This is a genomic window from Clostridium bornimense (assembly GCF_018917145.1).
GTDB classification, from domain to species: domain Bacteria; phylum Bacillota; class Clostridia; order Clostridiales; family Clostridiaceae; genus Clostridium_AN; species Clostridium_AN bornimense_A.
Genome location: NZ_JAHLOD010000014.1, coordinates 1 through 14,016, shown reverse-complemented (window position 1 = coordinate 14,016; position 14,016 = coordinate 1). Strand labels below are relative to the sequence as shown.

Annotated in this window: 9 protein-coding genes; 6 read left to right on the top strand and 3 right to left on the bottom strand. The window is 27.1% G+C overall.

What is annotated here, in order from left to right; all coding sequences use genetic code 11:
• Positions 1-79: 79 nt before the first annotated feature.
• From smpB to KQI30_RS06705, 4 genes are all read left to right on the top strand, one after another.
• Positions 80-547, top strand: coding sequence for an SsrA-binding protein SmpB (gene smpB / locus KQI30_RS06720; protein ID WP_216462513.1), 468 nt, complete (start codon positions 80-82; stop codon positions 545-547).
• 279 nt (positions 548-826) lie between these two features.
• Complete coding sequence (gene pepV, locus KQI30_RS06715) at positions 827-2,215, top strand: dipeptidase PepV (RefSeq protein ID WP_216462511.1); 1,389 nt, start codon at positions 827-829, stop codon at positions 2,213-2,215.
• 48 nt (positions 2,216-2,263) lie between these two features.
• Positions 2,264-2,401: a hypothetical protein gene (locus KQI30_RS06710; RefSeq protein ID WP_216462510.1), complete on the top strand. Its 138-nt coding sequence runs from the start codon at positions 2,264-2,266 to the stop codon at positions 2,399-2,401.
• Between the two features lie 291 nt (positions 2,402-2,692).
• Positions 2,693-6,349, top strand: coding sequence for a cohesin domain-containing protein (locus KQI30_RS06705; protein ID WP_216462509.1), 3,657 nt, complete (start codon positions 2,693-2,695; stop codon positions 6,347-6,349).
• A 98-nt stretch (positions 6,350-6,447) separates the two neighbouring features.
• Here KQI30_RS06705 and KQI30_RS06700 read toward each other — a convergent pair whose 3' ends face one another.
• Both KQI30_RS06700 and KQI30_RS06695 read right to left on the bottom strand, forming a co-directional pair.
• Positions 6,448-7,500, bottom strand: a complete 1,053-nt coding sequence (locus tag KQI30_RS06700) for a sensor histidine kinase (protein WP_216462508.1) — start codon at positions 7,498-7,500, stop codon at positions 6,448-6,450.
• 281 nt (positions 7,501-7,781) lie between these two features.
• Entirely contained in the window at positions 7,782-8,516 is a 735-nt protein-coding gene (locus tag KQI30_RS06695) for a LytR/AlgR family response regulator transcription factor (RefSeq protein ID WP_216462506.1), read from the bottom strand.
• Positions 8,517-9,457: 941 nt separating this feature from the next.
• Here KQI30_RS06695 and KQI30_RS06690 point away from each other — a divergent pair.
• Both KQI30_RS06690 and KQI30_RS06685 read left to right on the top strand, forming a co-directional pair.
• The gene (locus KQI30_RS06690) at positions 9,458-10,792 is read left to right on the top strand and encodes a CoA-disulfide reductase (protein ID WP_216462505.1); all 1,335 of its coding nucleotides are present in this window, start codon (positions 9,458-9,460) and stop codon (positions 10,790-10,792) included.
• A 43-nt stretch (positions 10,793-10,835) separates the two neighbouring features.
• Entirely contained in the window at positions 10,836-12,206 is a 1,371-nt protein-coding gene (locus KQI30_RS06685) for a cation:dicarboxylate symporter family transporter (RefSeq protein WP_216462504.1), read from the top strand.
• Positions 12,207-12,589: 383 nt separating this feature from the next.
• On the opposite strand, the gene KQI30_RS06680 is transcribed toward KQI30_RS06685, so the two are convergent.
• Positions 12,590-13,768, bottom strand: a complete 1,179-nt coding sequence (locus tag KQI30_RS06680) for an SAM-dependent methyltransferase (RefSeq protein ID WP_216462503.1) — start codon at positions 13,766-13,768, stop codon at positions 12,590-12,592.
• Positions 13,769-14,016 lie beyond the last annotated feature (248 nt).

The following is a 14,016-nucleotide window of genomic DNA, read 5'->3' as shown; positions in this document are numbered from 1 at the left end:
TTTTATAATGTGGTAAAATATATATAATGATTATTTGAGAAGATAAAGTTTATATAAAGAAATTCTAGAGGTGGAGAAGATGGCAAAGAAGAAGGATAGTAATACATTAGTTGATAATAGAAAAGCATTCCATGACTATTTTATAGAAGAATCATATGAGGCTGGAATTGAACTTATAGGAACTGAAGTTAAGTCAATAAGAGCTGGTAAGGCAAATTTAAAAGATTCTTATGCGGAAGTAAGAAATGGTGAAATTTGGGTTAGAAATATGCATGTATCACCTTATGAACAAGGAAATATATTTAATAAGGATCCTATGAGAGACAGAAGATTATTATTACACAAGTTCCAAATAGCAAATCTAGCAAAGTATGTTACTCAAAGTGGGTATACTATGGTACCTCTTTCATTATATTTAAAAAATGGTAGAGTTAAGGTTAATATTGCAGTAGTACGTGGAAAGAAAAATTATGATAAGAGAGATGCTTTAAGAGAAAAGGATGCAAAGAGAACTATAGAAAGAGAATTAAAAGATAGATATAGATAAGTAAAGTGATCTAGTAAGAGAGGTGTCGCATTAACAAATGAAAATCTGTTAGCGATACCTCCTTTTATTATGGCACAAGGTAAGGCAGTTCACAGTGTACAGTTTCGGTTAATTTTCCTCGATGGGGAAACTATCTTGTTTTATGCACACTTATTTTGGTGGGAAAGCATTTTTTATTAATATAAGTTTTGTAAAAGTTGGGGATAATATATTGAAGATAGGTACTGGAAAAGATTATAATTAAATAAAAGAGTAATTGACTGAATGGAGGAGCAAAGAATGTTAGATAAAAAAGTTGAAGAATTACGTGATGAATTTTTTAGTTCATTAGTTGAAATACTAAAAATAAAGTCTGTTGAAGGTAAAAGCTTACCAGGTATGCCTTTTGGTGAAGGACCAAATGAAGCGTTAGAAAAAGCGTTAGAAATATGTGATGATTTAGGATTTAATACAGTAAATTTAGATGGGTATGTTGGATATGCTGAATATGGAACAGGGGAAGATTATGTAGCTGTTCTAGGACATTTAGATGTGGTACCAGAAGGGGATGGATGGATGTATTCACCATATGGAGCAGAGATTCATGATGGAAAGCTTTATGCAAGAGGGGTTATGGATGATAAGGGACCTATTTTTGCAGCATTATATGGATTAAAGGCAATTAAGGAATTGCAATTACCTTTATCTAAAAGAGTTAGAATAATCTTTGGAACAAATGAAGAAAGTGGTTCACATGATATGCCTTATTATGTTGAAAGAGAAAAAGCACCAGTAGCAGGTTTTACTCCAGATGGGATGTTTCCTATAATAAATGGAGAAAAAGGTCTTACTATGTTTAAATTAGTTAAGAATTTTTCTAAAGGTGAAGAAGGGGTAAATAATATAGAGTATATAGCTGGAGGTAGAAAGGCTAATATGGTGCCTGATTATTGTGAAGCTAAAGTTACTGGAGAAAACCTAAGCGAAGTTCAGTTTGCATTAGAAGAATATGCAGAAAGAACAGGATTAAAGTTAGAAGGTATTTTAGAAAAAGATGCTCTTATAGTAAAATCTTTTGGAAAGAGTGCTCATGGTAGTACACCAGAGAAAGGTATAAATGCTGTTTCTGGAATAATGGCTTTCTTAGGGCAATTAGATTTACCAAAAGGTGATATTAGAGAATTTATAGAGTTTTATAATAAATATATAAATTTTGAAGTACATGGAGAATCTATGAATTGTGATTTATATGATGATATATCAGGACATCTATCTTTTAATGTAGGTGCAGTTGATATTAATAAAGAAAAAGGAAGTATATTACTAAATTTAAGATATCCTGTTACTAGAACTTTTGAAGAAATGATTACTCCTATTGAGGAGATAATAAAGAAGTATGGTATATCAATAGAAGATATGGACCATGAGAAACCACTATATTTTAGTCCTGATAGTGCTTTAATTAAGACATTACAAAAAGTATATACAGAATATACTGGAGAAGAAGCAACACTTTTAAGTATAGGTGGAGGAACTTATGCAAAGACTATGGATAATATAGTAGCATTCGGACCAATATTCCCAGGAAAACCAGATTTAGATCATCAACCTAATGAGTGTATGGAAATAGAAGATCTTATGATGTGCTCAAAAATATATGCAAAAGCAATTTATGAATTAGCAAAATAATATTGTAAGAATTCTACAATTAAAGATATTGTCAAGGAGGAGATATAAATGAAAAAACTAAGAGTTATAGCTTTGCTTGGAGCAGTAGCAATAACTGCTGCAAGTGTGCTAATTAAAGATAAGGAAAATAGAAGTAAAGAAGAATATGGGAAAGTGAAAGAAATTCCAGGAGAACCAGCTAAATAGCTGGTTTTTTTATTAAACATAACTAAGGTATTTTGTCAATCATAATGCGTAAAATGCAAAAAAACATTCATAAACGATATAAAATACAAAGATAAATTCTTTGTGACTTAAAAAAGGTAGGATAAGTAATATATGTGGAAAAAATATTTAGATAATGCGATAATTTAAATATATTATCAAAGAGAATTTTAATTTACTTAAAAACATCACTGCTAAAAAATACGGAATCAAATGATTTTAGCTTTAGAATTTATAGAATACCCATTTAATTTGGAAATAGGAGAAATACATATGGATAATTTAAATATTTTAGATAAAAGTATTAATATGAATGATGAAATGATTGAAAAAGAAATATATATAGATCGTGATTGGATTGATATAGATAAAAACGTAGGTATGATATCAGATGTAATAATTCATATGAATGAATATAGTATTTCTAAATTAATAGATATTGAAGAAAATTTTCAGGTATTAATAAGAAATAAAGATTATGAAATCATAGATAATTCAATAATCTTATATAAAGAGTTTATATCACTATTAAATGAAGGGAAAAATATAGTTACTTTTTTATTTGAAAATAATGAAGAAAGACAACTTTGTATAAATATTATTGAGGATAAAGATATTAACTTGGATTTAATAATTGGAAAAGCTAATGGAGAGAGAGGGGATAGAATTGTAGTTCCTATAATTGTAAGAGGAATAACCCAAAATGGACTAAATGCTTTTAACTTTTCACTTTTATTTGATAATAGTAGATTTTGCAATATAAAAATATTTGCAGGTGGTATATGTGTTAATCCAGATGTGACTCTTTTTACTGATATAAATGAAGAAAGTGGGATAATATCAATAATGTATTGCGATTCTGTAGGAGATGGAAGTGAAGCAATATATCAAGATGGAGTTTTTATAGAATTAGAAATGGATATAAGAGAAGAGGCACCATTTGGAGATAGTGAAATAAAAATGAACCAAATCGGTATATTCGCTGATATCAACGACTTTTTATATAATTTGAATTTTAAATCAGAATTAATCACAGTAGATGGAAGAAAAAATGCGGAAATTATTGAACCTACAATTAATTTTGACTTGAATGATTTTGTAGATGCTTATATTGATATAATATTTAATGAAAATATTTTAGATAAGATAGTGTTAGATAACATTATACTTAAAGAAAATGTTGATTATTTTGTAAATGATAATACTGTAGTTTTGAAAAAGAAGTTTTTAAAAACCTTAGGAGAAGGGAGAAAAGAATTCTTCTTTAAATTTGAAGAATGTGATGATGCTATACTAAATGTAGATATTTTCAAAGGAAATCCTAAAATAAAAGTTGAAATTGATGATGCTTCTGTATCAAGAGGTGTATCAGCAGTATCAACTATAAATATAGAAGGTATAACTGATAAAAAGTTAAGTGCTTTTAATTTTGCCTTAAGTTATGATAATAGAAAAATAGGAAATATATCAGTTCAACCAAAAGATATATGTGTAAATCCAGAAGTTACATTATTTACTGATGTAAATGAAGAAACTGGGATAATATCAATAATGTATTGCGACTCTAAAGGTGATGGAAGTGAATCTATTTATACTGATGGAGAGTTTGTGGATATTAAATTTGATGTAAAAGATGGCACAGATAATGACATAAAAGGTTTTGTAATAAGTGACTCTGGTGTTTTTGTAAATTCTGAAGATGAATTATATGACTTAAGATTTATTGGAGGAAGTATTAATATTAAAGATGAAGTTAAAGATCCAGAATTGATTACAGATTCAGTAGAAGTAGATATAGATGACATAAAAGATATAGAAGTACAATTAATGTTTAATGGTAATAATTTAAGATCAATAAGTGATGGTAATACTAAATTAGAAAATAATTATGATTATGTTATAAAGGATAAAGGTATTATCTTTTACAAAGAGTATTTGAGAACACTGTCAATAGGTACAACAGCTCTTATTTTTCAGTTTACTTCTGGACAAAATAAGATATTAATGATTAATATGAAAAAAGCTGTAGAAAATCTTCAACTATCAATTGGATCAGCAAAAGGAAAACATGGAGAGAGAATTAAATTACCAATTAGTCTTAATGGAATAACAGAAAATAAACTAGGAACAATTAATTTTTCTATTAAATATGATACAAGTAAATTTGAGAACATAGAAGTTATTCCTAGAGAACTATGTATTAATCCAGAATCAACTCTATTTTCAGATATAAATAGAGAAAATGGAATAATAGTTATTCGCTATTTTGATACTTCTGGAACAGGAATGGAAGCTATATCTCAAGATGGTGTATTTATTGATTTAGAGATGGATATTTGCAAAAATGCTGAAGTTGGATTTGAATCAATTAAATTAAGTAGGTTGGGTATTTTTGCTGATATGAATAATTCATTATATGAAATTAATGTAAAAGCAGGATTAATAAATATATTAGAAGGAGAAGTAGAAAATAAAGAAATTATTAATAAACAATTAGAAAATAAATTATTAGATTTAAATGTATGTTCTGTTTTAGGAAAACAAGGATCCAAGGTAATAGTACCTGTTATTTTCAAAGGTATAACTGATACAAAGTTAAGTAAGTTTAATTTTTCATTAAAATATGATAGCAGCAAATTTGAAGGTGTTAATGTAGTGTCACAAGGATCAGGTGTAGATACAGAAGGTTCATTTTTTTCAGGAGTAAATAGTGAAGCAGGTATTATTTCTATAATGTACAATGATACAACAGGAAGAGAATCAATTTCGGAAGATGGCATCTTCATGAATATAGAATTTGATATAAGAGAAAATGCTGAAGTTGGTGTAAGTAATATAAACTTAAATAATTTGGGAGCGTTTATTGATGCTGAAGGTACAGAATATGATGTTAATTTTATAGGTGGATCTATTTCTATATTAAAATCTCAAGAGAGGGAATCAAGTATAAGCACATCAGATAATAATTTTGATAAAGAAAAACCTGTTGATATTATTGTAGATATGAATTTAAATGGTAATAATTTAGAATCTATAATAAATAAAGATGAAGTTCTATTAGAAGGAAGAGATTACTTTGTTAAAGATAAAAAAGTGATAATTACTAAAGAATATTTAGATATATTACCACAAGGAAAAGAAATAATCACTTTCAAATTCAGTTCAGGAAAAGAACAAGATCTTATGATAAATATTAAACAAAGTGATGTTAAGATATTAAGTGCTGAAATAAATATAAATTCATCAGCATTTGATTTATCAAATCCAATAGAAATTCCTATTGAGGTATTTTTAAATGGAAATTGTTTTAAGGATATAAAGCATGGTGCATTGACTTTGACTGAAGGAAAAGATTATATTTTAGAAGGAAATGTAGTGATATTAACCAAGGAGTATTTGGAGTCTATGGATAAAGGAGTAAAATTATTAAATATAAACTTTACTTCTGGACAAAGTATACCTTTTACTATAAATGTCTTTAATAGTATGGAGGATAAAGGGGATTTTTCTATTAATATAGCTTCAGTAGAAGCAAAAGCTGGAGATATAATTACTATCCCTGTCTATGTAAGAGGAACTCCTAAGGAAGGGGTAGAAGCCTTTGACTTTAGGTTAAGCTACGAAGGAGAATTTTTAGAAGTTGTAGAAGTAAAATCTGGAGAGATTGTAGTTAATGCAGAGAAGAATTTGAAATATTATTCTAATACTAAGAGACATTTAATTTATGTAACTTATATTGATTATGATTGTATAGGAAATGATGCAATAAAATGTGATGGAGTTTTATTATATGTAACATTTAAAATAAAAGATGAAGCATCAAGAGGACCAGTTAAGATAGAACCTAATAATGATGATCCAGTATTTTCTGATTTTGATGGTAATAGTTACCGTTTTGATTTTAATGGAGGAATAATAACTATAATATAGAAAAGATATCACATAAAATTTGTATGTTGTTAATAGGTTATAAATAAAAAATGGATCTCACTTACGATATTTAATCGTTTATTAAGAGATCCATTTTTTTATAAATTTATTATGAGTTCTTGAGAGAATATGCAATCTTCAATTTTAGTGTTTAATATAACATTTTCATAATCTCTATTGATTATTTCTCTTACTGTTTTTAGTCCTATACCATGACCTTCACCTTTAGTAGAAAAATCTTTTTCGTAAATTTTATAAACAGGCGGTGTATCTGGTAAACAAGAATTTCTAACAATAAAAATAATACTATCATCGGTTTTTATACCGGCAAAATGAAGCGATTTCTTTTCGCATAAATCAGCAGCTTCTATTGCATTATCTAAAAGTATACCTATAATTCTACATATATCAATTGTATTCATAGGTATATTATCAATATCATCTATTAGTTCTATTCTAGTCTCGATATTATGAGATTGAGAAGTAATTAATTTTGATGATAGTAGTGCTTTTAATGGACTTGTTTTAATATGTTTTAATAAGGCTAAATTTTTATTTTTAGTAACATGCTTACCTGTCTCAGGAAGAAGATCTTTATTATAAAATTCTTTTAATCCTTTTAAGTCACCTTCATCAATATATCCACCTAGTGTAAGAAGAATATTGATATAATCATGTTTAAATTTTCTTAAGTCTGTAGATACATTCTCTAATAAGTCCGTATATTCTTTTAATTGTGAAAATTCTTTTTCTTTATATTCTTGTTCAAACATATTTTTAATAGCTTTTGTAACAGAATACAGCATAGTTAAACATACTGTAGATAAAAATATGATTAGAATCATATTAAGAAATATACTTTTTCTGTCCCAAACAAGATATCCTCCTAGATAGATATAAATCAAAAAAATACCAAGCATTGTAGTTAAAACAAATATTGATAGAAAACCTATTTGACCATATTTCTTAAAATTAATATATTTTTTACTTACCTTTAATGCTACTATTCTAAAAATAAAACTAATTATTGAAGTTGTAACCAATATTGCGATGCCGATTAATGAATATAACATATATTTATCGGATAATCCATCATATGGAATATTAAAACCAACAATAGTTATACCACCAACAATTCCATCACTAATCATAGTACTTATTAATATGAAGATAGATGTTATCAAAGCATAAGTAAAATTTCTATATACTATGAAAAGATAAATCAGTACACTAACAATTAAATAAGATGAACTCAGGTTACAAAAGAAAAATGAACCTGAGGTTGACTTAAACAGTACTGTCAATGATAGTATACAATAGTTGGCAAAGGTAAAAAGCACCAATGACCTTATATTTCTTTTGATAAAACATAAATTAGCAACAGGTAATACTATCATAAGAGAAAGTATTAAAGGATAAGTCATATTAAAAACTAAAGGATACATTTCTTTAACAATCCCTTCAAGTATCTAGAAGATACATAACATATCTCTCCATTTATCATATTAATAATTAGTTGGTCTTTATCAATTGATTTAATTTTTTTTGTATTTACAATATAAGATCTATGAGGCTTATAAAAATCTGGTGATAATTTTGTTTCTATATCTTTCAATGATCCATAAAATTCAGAATGACCACTTGTAGTATGAATACGTATTTTATGTTCTTTACTAGAAGTTTCAAAAAATAATATATCATCCATATCAAAGAATGTTACATTGTTACCAATATTTATAGGGATAGTATTGGTATTTTGAACTTTAATATTTTTTAAGTCATTGAAAGCTTCATTAATACAATCTACAATTCTATCTTTTATCATATTAGTATCAGCTTTAATTATAAAGTCCATAGCACGAACTTTATATTGAAAAGTTAATAGTGTAAGTTCAGCATGAGAAGTTAAGAATACAATGTAACCCATAGGATCAGTTTGTCTTAAAATTTTAGATAATTCTAATCCGTTTATATTACTTTGAAGATCTATATCTAAAAAATAGATAAAGTTTTGTGATTTAGAGTCTTGTACATATTGAATTACTTCGTTAGGATTACTAGTAGATAATGCAATTTTTATGTGAGCGCTTCTTACTTCATTTTCAATAATATTTTCTAAGTTTTTTCTTTGAGTAGTGTTATCTTCACAAATTATAATATCAAGCATAATGTCCCCCTAAAACAACATAGTTAATATAATAATTATACCATGAATGTTGAAAAATGTTTATAATTTAATTTTATTGTAATTATTATAAGGCTTTTTCAGTATTTTGTAGAAATTAGGTATTGTAAATTGATATTTATATATAACTAAATAGATTATTAGATTCAAATAGATAGATTTTTTCGCATTAATTACAATAACTAAGAAAAAATATTGTAACGTTTAACTTATTATTACATAGAATGATTTTATTACTATTTGTTAAGTTAATGATATTCGTATCCTTGTATATATATAGATTTAGAATATTAATATCTAAAATGAATCAATTAATTTTAGATAAGAACTAATTAATACAAATTGAAAAAAGTAATATATAATACGTAAACTTTTGTTAAAAAATAGAATATTAACATCACTTACAATTTAAAAATGTATAATAATGAAAAAATAAAAAGTATATTAAAATATATTTTTAATTTCTAAACAAATTAGCAGCAGTTTAAAATGCAATTAATTTAAAAAAAGCAATAAATATTATTTATGAAATTATATTTATTTTTCTGATATATTAATTTTAAGTATTATTTTAATTTTGCCTAAATAATGACTACAAAAATATAGTTTAAATATGTTGTATCAAATAAATTTAATATTACTATATAAATTATCGATTAAAAGAAAAAAATATAAAGGAAAAGATATGATTTTATATGAAATAGATAACAATAAGGATACTTTTTTATCTTATTTATTAGTATAGATTTTTTATATTTATCATAATATGTAGTGAAAAAGTTTAAATAGGAAAAAATATTGTTGACTAATATATATAAACTTATTATGATTAATCTTATATTAAATTGATAGGAAAACTATGAATAATATTTGAAGAGTGAGTGCTATTAGAAGAGTGAGTGCTATTATAGGAGGTAATAGTTATGAGAGTTATAATAATAGGAGGCATAGCAGCTGGAGCAAGTGCAGCAGCAAAATTAAAAAGAGTAAATAAAGATGCAGAAGTAGTTATTTATGAAAAGTCTAGTATAATTTCTTTTGGAGCTTGTGGACTTCCTTATTATGTTGGAGAATTTTTCAATGAAAGTAGTAATATGATAGCAAGAACACCAGAAGATTTTGAAAAAACCGATGTAAAGGTTAAAGTAAATCATGAAGTTATTGATATTGATTTTAATAACAAAACTGTTGTTGTAAAAGATGTTATAAATGGTAATGAATTTACTGATAAATATGATAAGGTAATGATTGCCACAGGAGCAAAGAATTTTATTCCACCAATAAAAAATATAGGTCTTAAAAATGTTTGTACTTTAAGATCGATGGAGGATGGAGAAAAATTAAAATCGCTATTAAAAGATGATAAAAATAAAAAGGTAGCTATAATTGGGGCTGGATTTATTGGACTTGAAGCAGTAGAAGCAGTAAAAAACTGTGGAAAAGACGTATCTTTATTTCAATTAGAAGATAGAATACTTAAAGAAGTTTTTGATAAAGAAATAACAGATATTTTGGAAGCTGAGTTAGTAAAACATAACGTGAATTTATATTTAAATGAAACAGTTTTAGAGGTAATAGGTAACGATAAAGTAGAAGGAATAAAAACTAATTTAAGAGAAATAGAGGCTGATATAGTTATTTTAGCAACTGGAGTAAAACCTAATACTGAAATATTTAAAGATAAAGGATTGAAAATGCTTGGTAATGGTGCAATTGTAGTAGATGAATATGGAGAAACATCTATAAAAGATGTTTATTCTGCTGGAGATTGTGCAAGTATAAATAGCTTTATTACAGGTGAAAATATTTATGTACCGTTAGCTACAGGCGCAAATAAACTTGGCAGAATAGTTGGTGAAAATCTTGCTGGTGGCGATGTGAAGTTTCAAGGTTCATTGGCTTCAAGTTGCATAAAAGTAATGGATATGGAAGCTGCTAGAACAGGATTGTCTGAAGAAGAGGCAAGAAGAAAGGCATTAGATTATAAAGTTAAATTTATAAAAGATAAGAATCAAACTAATTATTATCCAGGTCAAAGTGATATATATGTAAAAATTATTTATAATGCAACAAATAAAAAGATATTAGGTGGACAGATAGTAGGGTATAAAGATGCAGTCCAAAGGGTTAATGTATTGGCAGCATGTATTTTTGCTGGTATTACAACAGAGCAATTAGGAATGTTAGATTTATGTTATGCTCCGCCTTTTGCAAGAACATGGGATGTATTAAATGTCGCAGGTAATGTAAGTAAGTAATATAAACTAATGAAAGTAATTAATATAAACTAAGGAGGAAAAAATGAAGGATAGTTCATTTTTATCAGAATTTCTTTTGATAACAAATTTTAAAACAGTAGCATTTATAATTATTCTAATGGGTATATTTGTAGTAATGAAAAGTATGGAAAAGAAAAAGGTAAAATTCCCAATAAGAATGATTACAGCAACCATTGTAGGGTTAGTATTAGGTATAATAATACAGTGGGTTGCAGGTTTTCCAAAAGATCCAGGAAAGGTGACTTGGTTAAAAGAAGTTACTGAGTGGTATGGGTTATTTGGTTATGGATTTATGGATTTATTAAAGATGTTAGTAGTACCATTAGTATTTTTATCAATTATAAGAGTTATTATAAATATGAAAGGTGAAAATCTAGGAAAGCTTACATCTAGAAGTATTTTCATGTTATTATTAACTACAGCCATAGCAGCAACAATTGGTATTATTGTAGGAAGTGTAATGAAGCTTGGTGTAGGTGCTAGTATAGGTGATATAAGTAGTGATGTAGAAATTAGAGAAGTTACATCAGTAATAGATACTTTAAGAGGATTATTACCTTCTAATCCTATAAAAGCTATGGCTGATGGTAACATAGTAGCTGTAGTAATTTTTGCTGCATTTATAGGTACATCAATAAATATATTAAAGAAAAAATATAGTGATGTAATAGAACCTTTTGTAGGATGGATACAAGGTGCTTATAAGATAATAACAAGTGTAGCAATGACAGTTATCAAATTTATGCCATATGCAGTAGTAGCTCTTTTAGCTAATACTATAACAGCAAGAGGAATATCTGCCTTATACACAGTTTTAGATTTCATAATAGCATTGTATATATGTGTTGCTCTTATGTTAATAGTTCATCTTATAATAATAGCATTTTGTGGTATAAATCCTATTACATATATAAAGAATGTATCAGAAGCATTAATTTTAGCTTTTACATCAAGATCAAGTCTTGGAACATTACCGGTAACAATAGAATGTCTTACTAATAATGTTAAGGTAAATGAAGGTGTAGCTAGTTTTGTAGGAAGTCTTGGGTCTAATATGGGTATGAATGGTTGTGCAGGAATATATCCAGCATTAATGGCTATAACCATTGGAAATATGGCAGGAGTAGAGATGGATATAAGTTTCTATATAATGTTACTTGTAATAATAACAATAAGTTCTCTTGGTATAGCTGGTTTACCAGGAAGTGCTACAATGGCAGTATCTGTTGTAATTTCAGGTATGGGAATGGGAGGATATTTCCCACTAGCTGGTGGAATTATTGCTATTGACCCAATTTTAGATATGGGTCGTACTATGCTTAACGTAAATGGAACAATGACAAGTACTGTAGCAGTTGCGAAAAGTATGAATGAAATAAATAATAATAAATAATAATTAATAATATAAGGAGATATCGCATTAACAAATGAAAAGCTGCTTGCGATACCTCCTTTTATTATGGCACAGGTCAAGGCACAAGTTAGATGGCACATGGCACAATTCAGTGCACAGCTCTGATGCAATGCACAGTTTCGGCTAATTTTCTCTAAAGGGAAAATACTATAGTCCTGCTGAAGACAAATTACAATTGTATTTAGTGCATATATAGAACTGTTATATTTAAGTGTTGTTTTCATTAATCATTCACTGTGCACTGATATATACCTGTACCTTGTGCCCTCATACTTGTGCCCTGATATTCTATTTTGCAAAAAAACTGCCGCACTTTGATCTCTAACTTTTTTGTGCGACAGCCACTTTTTAAATATAAAAATTTAATCTTTATACATATAATCACGAGTTAATGGCAAAGAGTTATTTATTCCTTTTGTTAGTAAGATTTGATGCAAATCACAAATACCATTATTAAAAACAGCTGCACAGGAACAAAGATATAGTTGCCACATTCTAATAAACTTTTCATCGAATTTTTTATTTATAATTTCTATATTATCGTTAAAATTAGAATACCAATATAAAAGTGTATTTCGATAATGTAATCTTAAATTTTCAACATCTAAAACATGATAATTATTTTCGGCAGAAAGGGATATAATTTCTCTAAGTGTAGGGATTACGCCACCAGGAAAGATGTATTTTTTAAGCCATGGATCACCTGGTGATTCTATAAGTGAACTTATGTAGTGAAGTAAAAATGTACCACCATCTTTTAAAACGGATGATACTGCTTTGAAAAAGTCAGGATAATGGTCTCTTCCAACATGTTCAAGCATACCTACACTTACTACAGCATCAAAATTTTTATCTAATTTCTCTAAGTCAAGATAATTCATTAGCTTAACTTCTAAAAAGTTTTCTAAATGTTCTTCATTTATACGTTCATTAAATTTTTTAACTTGTTCTTCACTTAATGTTATGCCGACACCTTTTACTTTATATTTTTTAGTTGCTTCTATTAAAAGTGCACCCCATCCACAACCAATATCAAGTAAAGTATCACCTTCTTTTAAGTTAAGCTTTTTTAAAATATGATGTATTTTATTCATTTGTGCATCGTAAAGGCTATCATTTTCATTTTTAAAGTACCCACAGGAATAACTTAAAGTTTCATCTAACCAAAGACTATAAAAGTCATTTCCTATATCATAATGAGAAGCTATATTTTCTTTCTGTTTACTTTTAGAAGATTTGTGAAATATTTTTGGGAGTCCTTTAAAGTCAAAGTTAAAGTGTGTTATATTATAAAGTATTGAATTTAGTGCAAAATATAAATCACCATCTATTTCAAAGGTTTTATTCATATATGCCTCACCAAAAGCTAAAGTAGTACTTAATGTCATGTCTTTCATTTTTAGTGGTTCATTTAGTTTTAATGTAAAAGCTGCAGGACTATCCCCTACAAGAGTTTCTTCTCCATCCCAAAATCTTACCTTAAAGCTAGGTCCTTTAAAATTTTTTATTAGGCTTTTTATAAATGATTTTTCTATATCCATATAAGAGTACCTCCTTATATTAAGGAGTATATGCTTTTTAAATAAAAAATAAACTAAATTTCTATAATTAGATAATAGATAGATATAGAAAAATGATATAAAATATGTGAGAAGATAAATATATGTTTTAAGACGACTGGTAATATGTCAAGATAAAAAAACTTTAAAATTGGAAATTTTCTAGTTTGTCTTATTAAAAAAAGGGTAACTTTAATAAAGCTCATTCTGATTCCAAAATTTTACAGGGA